Here is a 16,090-nt window from a genome sequence, read left to right on the forward strand (position 1 = left end):
CGACTGGTACCAAGGACATCGTCCGGGTGCGCCCACCGCGACTGCCGCGGGAGTCTCCGGGGTAACCCCCTGAGTCGTTGTTGACGGCCGTATCCGCGGCGGTGAGAGTCCACTCGAGGACCCTTCGGGAGCGCCGGCCGACCGATATGTTGCGTGGGTGGATGACGACGAGGCGCCGGGGTGGGATGCGATCGAGGCGGCCGTAGGGCAGCACCTGAGGCCAGAAGGCGGCCCGATGCACTGGTCGACCGGACTGCTGCCCGGACAGGACGGTGTCTACGGCATCAGCGCCTACCGGCTCCCGGGTGTGTGGTTCTTCGTCACGTTTGGACTGAGCGAGTTGTATGCGAAGGAGAGCGACGACCCTGCGGTCAGCGGGTGGGGATTCGAGCTGACCATGCGCACCCCGCGCAAACACGCGAAGGAGCAGCCTCCCGGTTGGCCGCTGACGTTGCTCCGCCAGCTCGGGGCGTATGTCTTCACCAACGGCTCACCGTTCGGGCCGGGTCACCGACTCGACCCGGGCAGCACAATCACCGGCTCCCCGGACACCCGTCTGACCGCTGTCGCATTCACGACCGACGCCAAGTTGCCGGAGATACAGACGCCCAATGGATCCTTGGAGTTCCTCCAGGTCGTCGGCATCACAGGAGCCGAGCTCCAGCGAATGCATGAGTCCTCGACGGCCGAAGTTCTCCAAGACGTTGCCCGTCAATCGCCGGAGCTCGTCACCGACCCAGCTCGCTGACCGCACTCTCAGTGCCCCTGTCCATGCGCCGGTCAGATGGGGTTGAACGCGTGAGGTTGCTCGCGAGCCGCCGTCGGAAGGCAACCACTAGAGCGCACGCTTCTCTCTGAGCCGGCGCTCGAAGTACCGCTCGAGCTCTTGGAGGGATTCCGGGTCGAGCGCCCTGTGCGGCTCCGCCACAATGTCCCTCTGGATGCGCTCGCGCGCGACGCCATAGAGAGGCCAGCTCATGGCGTACTCAAGATTCGCTATGTACCAGTCCCTGAAGTGACGCGTGCCCCATCTCTGCAGCGTGCCAGCGATGAAGCCGGGCCTGCCTCTGCGGCCCCAATAGCCGGCTGCCATACCGAGGACGTACCCGAGCGCGAACGCGGCTGCCATGGCGGCGAGCGTGGCCGCGATCTCGTCGCTCGCGAAGTTGTCCATGACCCTGAGCAGGGTGGCATAGAGCCCGCGGACGTAGGGGTCCTGAAGGTCCAACTGCTGCAGCAAGTTCTCGACGTGCTCCGCCTGGTCCGCGAGGTGGTCCATCGACTCGCGCGAGGGCTTCGCCGCCCATGCCCTATCGACGTGCTCCTTCACCCGCGGGATGCTCTCCAGGATGTTGGTCGGGCGGATGCTGAAGAAGGCCTCCCGTGCCTGAGTGACCTCGGTGTACGTCGTCGTGATGCGCTCGAGCGTCTCGGAGCTCCTCTGGACCGCCGTCTCTAGCCGCGGGGGATCGAGTGCATGGTCGTGGGCGTAGTCCAGGGCAGCCTGGACTTGCTCTCGATGGTCGACCACATACTTCGCCTGGTGGTAGCGCTGCACCAGGTTGGGCACCGCCTTGAGCGCGTCGTAGCCCTTCCCGCCCATGGTCTCCTTATCGCTGAGGGCGATGCTCAACGCGGCGGTCGCCCCATAGGCCTTCAACCCGACCTCGAGCAGGGAGAAGAAGACTCTCCGGCCGATCTCCACGGGGCGGCGGTAGAGGGGTCGGGGCTCTGGGACAGCTGTCATGACGGGTGCCCTCCAACGGGTTCACGGACCATCAGCGAGCCCCTTCCCGCCATAGTTGGCGCCAGCCCGCTGTGGACAACCTTGCACGCCGTCCGGTCCTTCACCAGTTGCAAATAGACAACTCCTGGTCCAGCTCCTCCTGCGCGAGCCGCCCGGCGACCTTCCGGCCCATGGGGCCTCCTGGGGGTGATGCCTGCTCCAGCGGTGCGGAGGGCGGCGGTTACCGTTCTCTCGCGTATTCCGCGGTGATCCGCGGCGAGCCGTAGGTGCCGCGGTGCGTTGGCGAACAGCCGCCGGATCGCGACCGTCAGCTGCTCCCGGCGGGCGTGCCGGGCGCGACGTTGCGCATCCTCGGTCTCGGCTGAAGGGCAGGGTCAAGCGATCCGCGTCCCGGCTGGGATGGCCGTCCGGTGGTCCATGCTGAACTACCCGGCGGTGGCGACGGTGCTGATGGTCGGGTCAGCCCGGTCCTTGCGGTGTAGCTGGCCGGTGTCCATCTCGTGTCGTACGTAGGCGATCTGCAGCGGCGGCCTGACGGCGAGTACGGCTTGTTCGGTGAGGGCGTGCTTGCGTGAGGGCACGTGCGAGAAGTGCACCAAATAGGGGTGCGGGACCTGGCTGGACTCGAGTTTCTCGATTGTCGCCGGTCAGGTGCTTCTCGCCGTAACCCAGCCCGAGCTCGATGACGATGGGCGCCTGGATGGTGCCGCGGGTGAACTGGTCGAGCGAGGTGACGGCCTGCAGCTGCGACGGCGCAAGGACGGCCAGGTCGAAGCTGCCACGCCGTGGCGGGCGTCCGTCCTTGGCCTTGCTGGGGCGGCCGATGGTCTCGGGCCACTCCTTGTGCACCAGTCCCGTCCGGTAGCCGGTGCCGCCGAGTTCGTAGGTCTCGTCAAGCTCAGGGATGGCGGTCAGCAGCTTGTAGAGCTGCGCGTGCAGGGGAGTGCTCGACCCGGTGCAGGAACGGGTGACGGACGTACCCGCGCACGAGGTCGTCGATCGCGAGCTCGACTCGGGGCACCATCCGCCGCAGCCACGGGTCGTCCGGCGGCGGCAATGGGACCGACGGGGGTAGCGGGCGCGGAGAGGCGGGTGCCAGCGGGTCTGACTGATCGGACATGCGGCGAGTCTGCCCGACACATCCGCGCCAGGGACCGGTTTGACACGACTGCACTCCGGCTCCGTCGCCCAGTGGCCGCCGACTGACTCAGCTTGCCTAAGAATCAGCGAGGCGCGGTCCAATCGGGATATGACCGTGCCCCGACGGTCGAAGCGCGCGAGAGTCCGTTCGGGTTGAGCGAGTACAGCCCGGACCGCGGGCTGGAAGGTGAGCCCTTCCTTCTTCCTTGAGGAAGCGCACCGACCGACCAAAGGATCAGCCCTCGGCCACGAACTCGACGTTGAAACCACGTACGGCGTCGAAGCGGTACCGGAGTTCGACCACGTGGAGGGATCCGTCGAATAGTGGATCGTGCGTCGTCAGGTCGACCCAACTGCCCCAGCGCAGCCCCGGTGTGGCGGAAGTGCACCTCGCTCTCCAGCCGCGGCGGTTGCGACGCACGGTGCCTGACTCGATCTCTACGCCGAAGCGCAACGGGAGAGCCGGTCCCGGTCGCGCGTGGGGGGCGGTACCCACCGAGAGGAGGACGGTCGATGGTGGCGCTCCGGAGGGCATCCGCGCCTCAACAGCGGTCAGCCGTCCGGAGAAGCACTCCTCGTCGGGTGTCAGCATCAGCGCCATCGTGGTGGCAGGGGCATCTACGCGAAGGGAGTCGGCATCCGGCAGTGGGCCCGCGATCTGCACTTTCGCCCTTGCCCGTCTCCGGGTCACGTGCACGGCCACTGACGACACGTTCCGGCTGATCTCCTTGGCCTCGGACCCCTCGATGAAGAGAAGTGGCAGCCGTGCACCAGGGATCGGTGGCATTCCAAGACTGTAGGACCACGGCTCGGAGTCTGTCCTCCAGACAGACGAGCCGGCCGGCTCAGGCGGTGGGGAAGAGGGAGGCGAGGAGCTGGTGGGTCCGGGCGATGTCGCTCTCGGTCAGGGGTCCGGGCTCGGCCAGGAGCGAGGTGAGTCTCCGCGGCCAGAGCACGTGAACGCCGCGAGTCTCGAAGTCACCGCCGATCAGCGGCCAGTCCGCACCGACGAAGCACAGCACGGCTTTGGCGGGCAGCTCGTTCCCGTCGCCGAGGGACGCGCGGACCAGCTCGCGCTGCCCGAGGACGCCGTCGACAATCCGGCTTCGGTCCCGGCCGCCGACGACCAGCCGCTCCTCGCGCGGCCTGAGGATCCCACCCTCGACCCGCAACTGTGGTCTTCCCCGGTACTTCTTCGCATCGATCACGACGACCCCGCTCGGGCACACGACGACGTGGTCGATGTTCGCCCGGCTGCCCGGGATGCGCAGATCGTGGAGGACCCGCAGCAGTGGGCCGGCCTGGGCGTCCAGCCGCGTCCCGAGCCGTTCCTCACCATCGGCGCCCGTCGTCCAGGCCTTGGTCGACTGCGGGTCGTCGAAGAGAGCGAGCAGGAGACCGCCCAGCCTGGGATGGTTGGCGCGCACCCGCTCTTCGCGGGCGGCCCTGCGGTGCTGGGACTCCCGGCGGGCCGAGGCACCTGCTGAGCCGTGCACGTGCCCGATGTCCACCGCATCGGAAGCCTCGGCGACAGAGGCAGCCCCGGTGCTTACCTCGGCGGGGCACTCGGTGCAGCGGACCGTCCGGCTCGCCCGGTCGTAGATGGCGGTCGTGCCAGCCGGCAAGCGAAGACCACATTCCCTGCAGACACCGGCGTAGCGCAGCTTCATCCGTTTCTCGTCGGAGCCAACCGGCGTGTCCCCCTGACCGCTCACATCGGGCGACTCTACGCCGCAGGGGTGACCGGCGAGCGGGGAACGCTCCAGCAGGACAGCGCGTCTGGACCGCCCGAAGCGGCTCGCCGGCCCGCCCGTCGGAGCTCTGGTCAGGAGTGGAAGTGCCTTCTTCATCGACGCTTCGATCTTCGCGCCCATGTCGGAAACACCAACGACGAGAAGGCCCGCCTGACCCTCGTCGTGGTACTCGCCGAGCTCCTTCAGGTCCTTTCGGCTCATACCTGCAGCCGCGTGACCGGCCACCGCGCCGAGAACCGCGCCGCCGCCGCTGGTGGCCGCCAGCAGACCTCCGCCGATCACGGCGATCGGGAACAGTGCCACCACCAGCCCGGCTGCCAGGCCAATGCCCGCACCGGGAACGCCGCCCACGCGGGTGGGCGTCTCGTGCTTTTCGTGATCTTGACCTTGCCGTCCGTGTCGCGCTCGACCACCACGGCGTCATACGCATCGATCAGGTTGCCTGTGTGTGCAGGTCCTTGACCAGCTTGTAGTCAGCCTCAGCATCAGCGACGGAGTCATACACCGCGACGAACGCGATTAAGGCGTCCACTGCCATCGCACAACCTCCGTTGGATGAGTGCACCAACACGGCACGATCCGGTCGCGTCGCGGCCCAGCCAATCGCCGCCGCGTGCTCAGGTTGGGGGCTTCGCGCTGAGCTCTCGCGCCTTGTCGACGAACCTGCGCGCGACCGGCTGCCGGTCGGCGATGCACGTGACGACGTGCGGGTAGGGGTCGAGCAAGTCACCGCCCAGCTCGACGTAGCACGTGCCCTTCGGCCAGAGAACCCACTGTGCAGCGTCGTCGTTGGCGACGGCCCAATCGCACAGGTACACCGACAGGTCATGCCCGGCACGCTCCGCGTCGATGCCGTCGAGGTGGCCCGTTACGAAGGCGTCCGCCTCGTCGACAACGGCCTCGTCGTACCGGTCGATCCAGTCCAACCCGAGGCCGCGAAGGTACGGGTACTGGCCGAGGGGGATCCGGGTCTTGCGTGGGAGCGAGGGATCACCGACGGGCACGTAGGCTGCTGTGGCACTCACGTGTGGCGTGGCCGAGAGGAACCGGTACTCGATCTGCGCCATCCGCTCGATGCTACGCGCGGTGATGGGACCTCGACACGGTCGGGTAGCGTCTCGCCCCATGGACAACCCGGTCGCCAGGGCGCTGCTCCGGCTGACCGGGGTTGCGCTCGTCACCGTGGCTGTGGTGGCCGTGGTGGCGCCGCGGCAGCCGAACATCTCGTACGACCCCCGGATCGTCGTGCCGGTGCTCATCGTCGCGCTGGCCATCGGGTGGTTCGGCCGCGTGCCCGAGGTCCTCAAGAACCGCTGGATGCCGATCGTTGTCGCCACCGCCGGTGGCGGGGTCGCCACCGGTCTCGGACTGGCCCTGCGGTACGACTTCGGGTGGGACGCACGGGTCATCTTCGAGATGGCGCGCTCGACCCACGCCGGGCGCCGACTCACCGACGGCGAGTACGACTACCTGTCGCAGTTTCCCAACAACATCCCGCTCCTCGTCATCGACCGCTTCGGGGTCGAGGTCGGCGCCGCCCTCGGGTTGGCTCCCGACGCCGTCCTCATCACGCTCACCGGCGTGTGCGTCGCTGTGACGCTGTATGCCGCTCACCTCCTTGTCATGCCCGTGGCCGGCCGTGGTCCCGCCCTTGTCACCCAGCTCGTCATCCTCGCGCTCGTCGGCACCAGTCCCTGGGTCAGCGTGCCCTACACCGACTTCTATGCCATGCCGTTCATCGTCGGTGGACTGGCCCTGGCGACCGCGGCGTGGCGGCGCCCCGGGTGGGGGGCACGCATCGTCCTGGGCGGCCTGTCGATCGCCGCGATAGCCGTCGCCTACGTCATCAAGACGACCCCCGCTGTGGTGATCGTCGCGCTCGTGGTGGTTGCCATGGTGCTACTGACCGACTGGTCCATGGGCCGGGCGAGAGTTCTCATCGCTTCAGCGGCCGGAGCGGTCGTCGCGTTCATCGTCCTGAGCACCGCGCTGACCGCTGGGGCATTCGCCGTGACAGGGCTTGACAGCAACCGGATCGAACCGCAGGTCTCACCGCCGGTCGTCTGGTGGCTGGCCAGCGGGATGAGCGAGCAGGTCAACGCCGAGGGAGCCGCTCAGTACGGCACGTACCGACGCGACATGGTCGAGGCCATCCGAGGTCGCACTCCTGCCGAGATGCGGGAGTACGCCGGGACATACATCGGGGACCGGTGGCAGGAGCGGGGGCCGATCGGGACCCTCGCGTTCTTTGCCAACAAGGCGGCGTGGAACTGGGGTGACGGCATGTTCTGGGCATGGGGCGAGGGACTGGACTCGGAACCCGGCCGAGTGATGCCGCACGGACCCGTCGCCGAGGCCGTCAACTCCGTCAACGGGCTGCACGGAAGCTGGTACCCGATCCGGACCGGTTTCGCCCAGGGCCTCTGGCTCGCGGTCCTGCTCGTTGCGGGGTTCGGACTGCTACGCGTGCCAGCGCGGCGCGAGACGGTCATCCTGGCGGTCACCGTGCTCGGCATTGCTGCCTTCACCCTCGCCTTCCAGGGCCGGTCCCGATACCTGTTCGCGTTCGTGCCGGTGGTCGTCAGCCTCGCAGCCGTGGTTCGGACCAGGCCCGACCTCGGCTCGGTCATGGAGCCCGTGCGCCGACTCGTCGGCGGCAGGTAGGGCCGCTGTCGGCAGCAGGAAGCCGTGGCGGTTCAGGCAGAGCACCTTTGCATGCTCGACCCGTCCGGCCGTGCTCTCGAGCTCGGTGCGCCAGAGCACCTCGGCCGCGGAGCCGCACTCCGGGCAGCTGGTGATTTCCATGGGGAGTCCCCCTGACCCCGGCACGGACGAGGCGACGTGCCCGCCCGCATGATGCGCGGTGATCAGGTAGGAGACTCGCCTTCGGGGCTGAGATACATCGCCACCGCCCCGGTGTGGTCAACCACCCCGAGGTAGCTGCTCCACGAGGTCGAGCAGGGCCGCCGCCACCTCGTCCGGCGAGCCCACGAATGCGAGGTGGCTGCCCGTCAGCGTGGCACTCGGCCAGAGCTGCCGCCGGGCGAAGGTGAGCTCATCGGCATACGTGGCGCCGAAGGCGAGGTACGCGTTCGGCCCGGCTGTCCAATCGGTCGGTGCGCAGAGCTGCGAATCGAAGTACGGCAGCGACAGCCGGGGGCAGGCTCGGTCGATCTGGTCAAACTGCTCGTCGGGGATGACGTCGGCCAGCTGCTCCCGCGGCCACCACCGGGTCCATGCGGGAAGCATCCCCGCGCCGTCGGCCAGCCGACCGAGCAGCTCGCGGAACCGGGCCGGAGCGAGAGTGAAGGTGCCGGACTCGGGAGGCAGGGCCGCGTCCATGAAGACGATGCCCTGGTGAGAGCCGGCCTTCTCGCGCACCAGCGGCGCGAGGTAGCCGGCATTGCTGTGGGCGACGATGAGGCTGCCCTGCTCCAGCTCCCCTGCCCAGCGGTTCACCAGCTCGGCCGCCCCCTCACCCGGTCCCAGATCCGCTCGAGTGATCGAGACCTCGGCGCCCGCCCGCGTCAGCGCCTCGGCCAGGCCTGCGTACGCGAGGGTGGGAAGCAGCGGGCTGGGAAGGATGACGATCCGTCCGTGCGCACCCATGGCTCTCAGTCGACCGAGGAGGACAGGACCTCGTCGACGAGGGCCAGCGCCGCCTCGTCGCCCGTGCGGGCGATCTCGCCGTGGGCGGGCCGGTTCCAGAGCCAGCAGTCGAGGTCGCCAGCCGTGCCGGCGATCTCCGCGACCGAGGCCTCGTCGGGTCCATCCGCGACCGCGAAACGCCGCTCATCCCAGGTGTCGCCGTCCGGATCGACTCCCGTCACGTGCACTGGCGTGACGGTCCAGGTATGGAACCCGTCGACCACGGCGACGGTGATGCTCGGCCCGAGCGGTGACGCCGCCAGGCCGTACTCGGGCGGGTAGCCGCGCATGACGCGCAGGGCCTCGTCCACGCCGTCCGCGGCGAGGCGGCAGTCGACCGGTGAGCGCTCGGCACCCACCGTCAGCTCGGCGTCGATGCGGTGGATGAGCGCCTCGTGTGCCTGGCGACGGCTGATGTAGCCGGCCGAGTGGTCGGTGTGCCACATCCACAGCTCGGTCTGCGGGTCGAGACTCCTGAGCATCCGCTGCAACCGCTCGCTCGCCCGCTCGAAGTGGGCGAGCAGCCCGGCCCGGTCCGCCGGGCGTTCCTCGCGCGCCGACGCGAGGCCCCGGACCTCGTCCTCTCGCGTGAGCCCGCGCTCTGCAATCAGTCCCCAGTACCACTGCACCTCGCCGAGGTGCCACAGCAGGTCGTCGGCGTCCCAGTCGGGGCACGACGGGACCCGCTCTCCTCCCGCCGTTCCGGAGATCAGCTCCCAGAAGAGCCGTGACTCCTGCCTGAGGTGGTCGACGTAGGGGACGGCTGGGACGACGCTCGCGGCTGGGGGCGGGCTCAGCGGCATACGGGACCTCCTAACGCACTCCTGCCACGCGGAACTGCACGGAGATGCGCGGCCCGACCGGCTCGGACGTCTTGGGGATCGAGTGGTCCCACGTCCGCTGGCACGACCCGCCCATCACGACGAGGTCACCATGCCCGAGCGGAAAGCGCAAGGACTTCTGGCGGGAGCCGGGAATCGGGCCGCCATCGCGCGGGCGGAGCGCCAGCGTCCGCGACGATCCGAGCGACAGGATCGCCACGATGGTGTCGAGGTCCTTCGAGCGGCCGATCCGGTCGCCGTGCCAGGCGACGCTGTCGCGCCCGTCGCGATAGAGGCACATCCCTGCCGTGACGAAGGGCTCGCCGAGCTCTTCGCGGTAGTGACGGCTGAGCGCGTCGCGAGCCGATTCGAGGATCGGGTGCGGAAGGCGCTCACCCCGGTCGTAGAACTTCGTCAGCCGCGGCACGTCCACGACGTTGTCGTACATCTTGCGGCGCTCGGCCCGCCACGGCACGTCCCGGACCAACGTGGCGAACAGCTCGTCGCCGGCAACCAGCCAGCCGGGGCGCACGTCGACCCAAGCCCCGGGGCCGAGCTCCATTCGTCGCAGGCTGCCGGGCAGGTCCCCGAGCGTCATGGCGTCGCCGAGGTCGAGCAAGGAGCCCTGAAGTGCGAGATCCATCCACCCAATGTAACCCAAACCTCGAACGAGTGTTCGATGCAAATCGCGCCATCGTCCCGGCGGTGCGGTTCGGCGGGGGAGGGCGCGCAGGGGAGAATGGCCCCATGCCGCTCTACCGTGACGAGGCGATCGTCCTGCGCACCCACAAGCTGGGTGAGGCCGACCGCATCATCACGATGCTGACACGCACGCGCGGCCGCGTGCGCGCCGTCGCCAAGGGCGTGCGACGGACGAAGTCGCGCTTCGGCGCGCGGCTGGAGCCGGGCATGGTCGTCGACGTCCAGTGCTACGAGGGGCGCAACCTCGACACGGTGACGCAGGCCGAGACCCTTGCCCCCTACGGCGACGCGATCGCGCGCGACTACGCCGCCTGGACGGCGGCCGCCGCGATGCTCGAGACGGCGCTCCAGCTGACCGAGGAGCACGAGCCGCAGACCCAGCAGTACCTCCTGCTCGCCGGCGCCCTCCGGTCCCTCGCCGAGCGGGCGCACGACCCGCCGCTCGTCCTCGACGCCTTCCTGCTCCGCTCTCTCGCCGTCGCCGGCTGGGCGCCGAGCTTCCTCGACTGTGCGCGCTGCGGCGCCGAGGGCCCCCATCGCGCGTTCAACGTGCAGTCCGGAGGTGCCGTGTGTTCCGTATGCCGCCCACCTGGCTCGAGCGCGCCCGCGCCCGAGACGTTCGCCCTCCTTGCGTCCCTCCTGTCCGGCGACTGGGAGACCGCCGACTCCAGCGAGGAGCGGCATCGGCGTCAGGGGAGCGGTCTGGTCGCCGCCTTCCTCCAGTGGCACCTCGAGCGCGGTGTGAGATCGTTGCGACTTGTCGAGCGCGCCTGAGCCACAACTGAACCCGTTCATCGACCGGAGAGCCATGACGCAGCCCTACCAGCGGCCCTTCCCGCACCCGTCCGGCGCGCGACCACCGGCCATCCCCGCCGAGGCGATGCCTCGCCACATCGCCATCGTCATGGACGGCAACGGCCGGTGGGCCAACGCGCGAGGGCTGCCGCGGACCAAGGGGCACGAGGCGGGGGAGGCGTCGCTGCTCGACGTGGTCGCCGGAGCGATCGAGGTCGGCGTCACGCATCTGTCCGCCTACGCCTTCTCGACGGAGAACTGGCGCCGCTCGACAGACGAGGTCCGCTTCCTCATGGGGTTCAACCGCGACGTCATCCGACGCCGGCGCGACCAGCTCCACGAGTGGGGGGTGCGGATGCGCTGGGTCGGCCGCTCCCCGAGGCTCTGGCGGTCGGTCATCAAGGAGCTGGAGATCGCCCAGGAGCTGACGCAGCACAACACCGGGCTCACCCTCTACTTCTGCGTGAACTATGGCGGTCGGGCCGAGATCGCCGACGCCGTCCAGCGAATCGCCTTTGACGTCAAGGACGGTCGACTCAGACCGAGTGCTGTCGACGAGCGGACGATCAAGCGCTACCTCGACGAGCCCGCCATGCCCGACGTCGACCTGTTCGTGCGGTCGTCCGGCGAGCAGCGGACCAGCAACTTCCTGCTCTGGCAGTCGGCCTACGCGGAGATGGTCTTCCAGAACCGGCTGTGGCCGGACTACGACCGGCGCGATCTGTGGGCGGCGATCGAGGAGTACGTCGCCCGCGACCGCCGCTATGGCGGCGCCGTGGACACGTCGACAGCAGCTGAGTGACGTCCGGGGCTGGTGCGACACCCGCCTACGCCGCGGCGTGAGGAGCCGACCACCCGCGTGAGTCAGCCTGGGTGCGAAGCCAGCTCAGCGGCATACGCCATCAGTGGCCGTATGCCGCTGGGCGCGCTCCCAGCCGAAGTGCCGCGCCTGCCCGCCGCCCACTCAGGCGCGGGAGCACTCGGCGCACGTCCCGAAGATCTCCAGGCTGTGCGTCACGTCCGTGAAGCCGTGCTCGGCGGCGACCCGGTCGGTCCACCTCTCCACCGCCGGCCCCTCGACCTCGACGGTCCGGCCGCAATCGCGACAGACGAGGTGATGGTGGTGGTGGGTCGAGCACGCACGGTAGACGGCCTCGCCGTCGTCGGTGCGCAGCATGTCTACGGTCCCGGCCTCGACCATGGCCTGGAGCGTGCGGTAGACGGTCGCCAGTCCCACCCCCTGACCGGCCTCGCGCAGCCGCGCATGGACCGTCTGGGCCGAGGTGAAGTCACCGTACTTGTCGAGCAGATCGGCGACGGCAGCCTGCTGGCGCGTGGGCTTGCGCGGCGTCGTCGTCATCGGGTTGCGTCCTCCTCTGCAGGCCTCGTCGTCGCAGCCGCCGCGGCCGCGACCTCGCCGTGCTCGTCGTAGTGGCTCTGGTGGGCGGCATGCAGGTGGCCGTCGTGGACGTAGTCGACGTGGTCGCCGTGCGGAATGCTCTCGTGGCCGCAGTCCGGTCCGTGCTCGTGGTCGTGCCGCTCGGCCATGTCGTGCCGACGTGCGCGGAGCCGCTCACGGAGGCTCATCGCGACGGCGATGACGACGAACAGCCCGACGGCGACCAGGACGATGGTCCCGCCGGAGGGGGTGTTGAGCGGGTACGAGACGAGCACGCCGCCGACGGCCGACACGATTCCCAGCAGCATGGCCCAGCGCAGCCCTGAGCCGAAGCTGCGGGAGAAGAGCTGCGCGGCGGCATTCGGCACGATCATGAGCGCGCTGATGAGAAGCAGCCCGACGATGCGCATCGCGATGACGACCGTCGTCGCGGTGAGCACGGCCAGCACGATGTTGAGCGCGAACACGGGCAGACCGACGGCCCGGGCATACTCCTCGTCGTTGGCGACCGCGAAGAGCCGCGGCTTCAGCACCCACGTCGTCGCGGCGATGACGACGGCCAGGACGGCGAAGACGACCAGGTCGCTCTCCCGCACGGTGAGGATCGAGCCGAAGAGGTACTTCACCAGGTTCGCGGGGGTGCCGTCGGGCGCCATGCTGATGATGACGACGCCGGCCGCGATCCCGCCGTAGAAGATGATCGCGAGCGCCACGTCACCGCTCGTGCGCCCCCGGGCTCGCAGCAGCTCGATGGCGACCGCCGCGATCACCGCGGCCACGAGCGCCGTCAGCACCGGGCTCTGGTCGGTGACCAGTCCGATTGCAACGCCGGCGAGCGCCACGTGGCCCATTCCGTCGCCGATGAGCGACATCCGACGTTGCACGACGAAGATGCCGACCATCGGGGCGACGACCCCGACGAGGAGGGCGGCGACCAGCGCGCGCTGCATGAAGTCGAGCGACAGGATCTCCGTCATGGCGTACCTGCCGGGGGGTCGAAGGGACCGTGCGCCATCGCGGGCGGCTGCACCAGCTCGAGGTCGTGGTGGTGGCTGTCGTGGTCGTGGTGCACCGCGTCCCGTGCGGTGGCGTACCGGTCCGGGTCGCCGTCGAAGGCGATGCGGCCACCGTCGATGACGATGATCCGGGTGGGCAGGCCCTCGAGGGCCCCGAGCTCGTGGGTGACGATGACCAGGGTCACGTCCCGCTCGACGAGGCGGCCGAGGACGTCGGCGAGGACGTGCTGGTTGACGGCGTCGACGCCGGCGGTGGGTTCGTCCATGATGAGCACGTCCGGCTGGCCGGCAAGGGCGCGGGCGATGAGGACCCGTCGTTGCTGTCCTCCCGAGAGGGTGCTCACCTCCGTCCCGGACCGGTCCGCCAGCCCGACGAGGTCGAGGGAACGGCACACGATCTGGCGGTCGGTCGCCCCGAGGCGGCCGAGCCAGCCCAGTCGTGGGAGCCGGCCCGACTCGACGATCTCCTCCGCCGTTGCCCGGACCGAGGCGGACAGGGTGTGTCGCTGCGGCACGTAGCCGATCCGCGCCCGGTCGCTGAAGTCGTCCGCGGGCGTCCCGAAAAGGGTGACGCTGCCGGACAGTCGCTGGTTGAGGCCGAGGATGCCCTTTATCAGCGTCGACTTGCCCGACCCGTTGGCGCCGAGGACCGCAACGACCTCACCGCGGTTGATGGCGAGACTGGCGCCGGTGACAATGGGGCGCTCGCCATAGCCGAACGACGTGTCCTTCAGCTCGATGACGGTGGTCACGAGCAGTCCTGCCCCTGCTTGAGCGTCGCGAGGTTGCTCCGCATCACCTCAAAGTAGTCCTTTCCCGCCGACGCGTCGGTGATCCCCTCCAGGGGGTCGAGCGTGGCCACCCTCGCCCCCGAGGAGGCGGCGACGGTCTGCGCGAAATGCGGCTCGACGAGCGTCTCCTGGTAGATCGTCGTGACGCCGCGGTCCCGGACCAGGGCGTTGATGCTGGCCAGCCCCGCAGCGCTCGGCTCGGCCTCGGGGGAGACGCCCGAGATGCCGTGCTGCTCGAAGCCGTAGCGCTCCGCGAGGTACGTGAAGGCGGAGTGGCTCGTCACGAGCGCCCTGATGGAGCATGACTTCAGACCCGTGGTGAACTCCGCGTCGAGCCGGGCGAGCTCGTCGACGAAGGCCTGCGTGTTCCTGTCCAGGGTCGCGGCGCCATCCGGATCGACCGCGGCGAGACGCGCCCCGATGGCCTGAGCGACGGATGCGTAGCGCTGCGGGTCGAGCCAGAAGTGCGGGTCCGCCCCCTCGTGAGCGTGCCCGGCGTGCTCTTCCGCGCTCTCGTCGGCGTGGCCCTCGTCAGACGCCGGGGTCAGGCTCAGGTTCGCGGCACCCGAGACGTCCACGAGGCGGTCGGGCTCGACCTGCTCGACCGCCTCGTCGACGGCCGGCTGAAAGCCCTTGGAGTAGACCACGAACGACGCCTGTGTCATCCGGCCCAGGTCCTGCGGCGTGATCTCGAGATCGTGCGGCTCCGCCCCGGGCTTGGTGAGGACGCTGACGTCGAGAGCCCCGCCCGCGATCCGCTCGGTGGCGAACTGGATGGGATAGAAGCTCGTGACAACGTCCGGCTTGTCCCCGTCGCCGCCGGGCGAGCTGGCGCCGCAGGCTGCGGTGGCGAGGATCGTCGCCAGGATGATGGCCTCGAGAGCCAGACCACGCTTCATGCTGAGAATCATTCTCGGGATGAGAATGATTGTCAAAAGCAAATCCGGGCGTATGCCGCTGGGCCGGCTCACGCCTGGGCGCTGGCTCCTCGGGTGGGCTCGGGTCGGCTCGGGTCGGCTCGGGTCGGCTCAGGTCGGCTCAGGTCGGCTCGGGTCGGCTCAGCCAGGGACGAGTCCGACGATCGCGACGGCGAGTGCCAGCACGAGCACGGCGATCCGCATGAGTCGCTCCGGCAAGGTGAGCCGCTGCCAGGTGAGGAAGAGCAGCCAGCCCACGAACGCGGTCACGAGGAGGAAGGCGATCCCGCTCCATGGCGGCGGGGCGAGGATGCCGACGGCCAGGACGAGGACCAGGACGCCCAGCGCGACCGCTCGGGGGACGGCGTTCATCCGCTCCACCCAGGCTGCGGAGGCGTGCTCGACGCGGGACCGGAAGCTCAATGTCACGACGCACACCCTACGGACAGCCCGCCGGTCCTGGCCAAACGACCCGGCCCACTCAACGACCCGATCGCCCGCTCAATGACCTGATCGCCCGCTCAATGACCTGATCGAGTGAACAGCTTTCGGGGTCGAAGGCTGCGAAAGCTGTTGACTCGATCAGGGGGGCGGTCACCGGCGACTGGGCGGCCGACCCGTCGGATCCTGTCAGTTCGGGTGGGGGCCGGTGGCGACCGGGCGGCTCGGGTCACGGATCCACTCGCTCCACGAACCGGGGAAGAGCGCCGCGTCGACACCGAGCTCGGCGAGCGCGAGGACGTGGTGCGCCGCCGTCACGCCGGACCCGCAGTAGACGGCGACGTCGCCATTGGCCTGGTCGCCGGCCACGCTGGCCCAGTGGTCGGACAGATCCCGGCGGAATCTGCCGTCGTCGCCCAGCCACTCCGTCGTCGGGCTGTTCATCGCACCGGGGATGTGACCTGCCACCGGGTCGATGGGCTCCAGCTCGCCGGCAAAACGCTCCGGAGCCCGGGCATCGAGCAACAGCCCCGTTCGCGCCAGCTGCGCGGCTCCCTCGGCGTCGACCGTCGGCATCGAGCCGGGGCGGCCGACGAAGGCCCCATGGTGCGGTTCGGGGACCTCGGTGCTCACGGGCAGACCGGCGGCCACCCACGCGGCGAACCCGCCGTCGAGCACGCGGACGTCGCGGAGACCGACCCAGCGGAACACCCACCAGGCCCGCCCAGCGGCATACGACTCCTTGCCGTCGTAGACGACGACACGCGTTCCCTCGCTGACGCCGCAGCGGCGGAGCACGCCTTCGACAACGGCGGGGTCGGGCAGCGGGTGCCGGCCGCCCTCGCCGGGCTGCGCCGCCAGCTCGGTGTCGAGGTCGACGAAGAAGGCGCCCGGGACGTGACCCGCTGCGTACTCGGCC

The 16,090-nt window shown here is 69.6% G+C and carries 19 protein-coding genes; 4 read left to right on the plus strand and 15 right to left on the minus strand.

Annotated features, from left to right (window positions below; all coding sequences use genetic code 11):
• The first annotated feature begins 157 nt into the window (after positions 1-157).
• On the plus strand, positions 158-748 hold the full coding sequence (locus VJN29_RS09460; protein ID WP_324143375.1) for a suppressor of fused domain protein: 591 nt from the start codon (positions 158-160) through the stop codon (positions 746-748).
• An 87-nt stretch (positions 749-835) separates the two neighbouring features.
• Here VJN29_RS09460 and VJN29_RS09465 read toward each other — a convergent pair whose 3' ends face one another.
• The 6 genes from VJN29_RS09465 to VJN29_RS09490 form a co-directional block, all read right to left on the minus strand.
• Positions 836-1,705: a hypothetical protein gene (locus VJN29_RS09465; protein ID WP_324143376.1), complete on the minus strand. Its 870-nt coding sequence runs from the start codon at positions 1,703-1,705 to the stop codon at positions 836-838.
• A 467-nt stretch (positions 1,706-2,172) separates the two neighbouring features.
• Positions 2,173-2,328, minus strand: a complete 156-nt coding sequence (locus tag VJN29_RS09470; protein WP_324143377.1) for a hypothetical protein — start codon at positions 2,326-2,328, stop codon at positions 2,173-2,175.
• Between the two features lie 317 nt (positions 2,329-2,645).
• Positions 2,646-2,867: a hypothetical protein gene (locus VJN29_RS09475; protein WP_324143378.1), complete on the minus strand. Its 222-nt coding sequence runs from the start codon at positions 2,865-2,867 to the stop codon at positions 2,646-2,648.
• A gap of 255 nt (positions 2,868-3,122) precedes the next feature.
• Positions 3,123-3,674, minus strand: coding sequence for a hypothetical protein (locus tag VJN29_RS09480; protein WP_324143379.1), 552 nt, complete (start codon positions 3,672-3,674; stop codon positions 3,123-3,125).
• A gap of 58 nt (positions 3,675-3,732) precedes the next feature.
• Complete coding sequence (locus tag VJN29_RS09485; protein WP_324143380.1) at positions 3,733-4,992, minus strand: NERD domain-containing protein; 1,260 nt, start codon at positions 4,990-4,992, stop codon at positions 3,733-3,735.
• A gap of 266 nt (positions 4,993-5,258) precedes the next feature.
• On the minus strand, positions 5,259-5,708 hold the full coding sequence (locus tag VJN29_RS09490; RefSeq protein ID WP_324143381.1) for a hypothetical protein: 450 nt from the start codon (positions 5,706-5,708) through the stop codon (positions 5,259-5,261).
• 58 nt (positions 5,709-5,766) lie between these two features.
• Here VJN29_RS09490 and VJN29_RS09495 point away from each other — a divergent pair, with 58 nt between their 5' ends.
• Positions 5,767-7,305, plus strand: coding sequence for a hypothetical protein (locus tag VJN29_RS09495; RefSeq protein ID WP_324143382.1), 1,539 nt, complete (start codon positions 5,767-5,769; stop codon positions 7,303-7,305).
• A 258-nt stretch (positions 7,306-7,563) separates the two neighbouring features.
• Here the strand turns inward: VJN29_RS09495 and VJN29_RS09500 are convergent, their stop codons facing one another.
• The 3 genes from VJN29_RS09500 to VJN29_RS09510 are packed head-to-tail and all read right to left on the minus strand — an operon-like array spanning position 7,564 to position 9,753.
• Entirely contained in the window at positions 7,564-8,250 is a 687-nt protein-coding gene (locus VJN29_RS09500) for a hypothetical protein (RefSeq protein ID WP_324143383.1), read from the minus strand.
• 5 nt (positions 8,251-8,255) lie between these two features.
• A complete protein-coding gene (locus VJN29_RS09505; RefSeq protein ID WP_324143384.1) occupies positions 8,256-9,092 on the minus strand; it encodes a maleylpyruvate isomerase family mycothiol-dependent enzyme in 837 nt (278 codons plus the stop codon).
• Positions 9,093-9,102: 10 nt separating this feature from the next.
• Entirely contained in the window at positions 9,103-9,753 is a 651-nt protein-coding gene (locus VJN29_RS09510) for an alpha-ketoglutarate-dependent dioxygenase AlkB (RefSeq protein ID WP_324143385.1), read from the minus strand.
• Positions 9,754-9,857: 104 nt separating this feature from the next.
• On the opposite strand from VJN29_RS09510, the gene recO reads away from it, so the two are divergent.
• Both recO and VJN29_RS09520 read left to right on the plus strand, forming a co-directional pair.
• Complete coding sequence (recO, locus tag VJN29_RS09515) at positions 9,858-10,586, plus strand: DNA repair protein RecO (RefSeq protein ID WP_324143386.1); 729 nt, start codon at positions 9,858-9,860, stop codon at positions 10,584-10,586.
• Positions 10,587-10,620: 34 nt separating this feature from the next.
• On the plus strand, positions 10,621-11,409 hold the full coding sequence (locus tag VJN29_RS09520; protein WP_324143387.1) for an isoprenyl transferase: 789 nt from the start codon (positions 10,621-10,623) through the stop codon (positions 11,407-11,409).
• Positions 11,410-11,571: 162 nt separating this feature from the next.
• Here the strand turns inward: VJN29_RS09520 and VJN29_RS09525 are convergent, their stop codons facing one another.
• The 6 genes from VJN29_RS09525 to VJN29_RS09550 all read right to left on the minus strand — a co-directional run.
• Positions 11,572-11,967, minus strand: a complete 396-nt coding sequence (locus VJN29_RS09525) for a Fur family transcriptional regulator (protein ID WP_324143388.1) — start codon at positions 11,965-11,967, stop codon at positions 11,572-11,574.
• A complete protein-coding gene (locus VJN29_RS09530) occupies positions 11,964-12,983 on the minus strand; it encodes a metal ABC transporter permease (RefSeq protein ID WP_324143389.1) in 1,020 nt (339 codons plus the stop codon). Before VJN29_RS09530 ends, VJN29_RS09525 begins: the two co-directional genes overlap by 4 nt.
• A complete protein-coding gene (locus VJN29_RS09535) occupies positions 12,980-13,774 on the minus strand; it encodes a metal ABC transporter ATP-binding protein (protein WP_324143390.1) in 795 nt (264 codons plus the stop codon). Before VJN29_RS09535 ends, VJN29_RS09530 begins: the two co-directional genes overlap by 4 nt.
• A complete protein-coding gene (locus tag VJN29_RS09540; protein ID WP_324143391.1) occupies positions 13,771-14,712 on the minus strand; it encodes a metal ABC transporter substrate-binding protein in 942 nt (313 codons plus the stop codon). Before VJN29_RS09540 ends, VJN29_RS09535 begins: the two co-directional genes overlap by 4 nt.
• 159 nt (positions 14,713-14,871) lie before the next feature.
• Positions 14,872-15,159 carry a DUF6703 family protein gene (locus VJN29_RS09545; RefSeq protein WP_324143392.1) on the minus strand — a complete coding sequence of 96 codons (288 nt, stop codon included), beginning with the start codon at positions 15,157-15,159 and terminating at the stop codon, positions 14,872-14,874.
• A gap of 201 nt (positions 15,160-15,360) precedes the next feature.
• Positions 15,361-16,090 (minus strand): sulfurtransferase (locus VJN29_RS09550; protein WP_324143393.1); only part of this gene is annotated, 730 nt, incomplete at its 5' end.

This window comes from Intrasporangium sp., from assembly GCF_035280925.1.
Taxonomy (GTDB): domain Bacteria; phylum Actinomycetota; class Actinomycetes; order Actinomycetales; family Dermatophilaceae; genus Intrasporangium.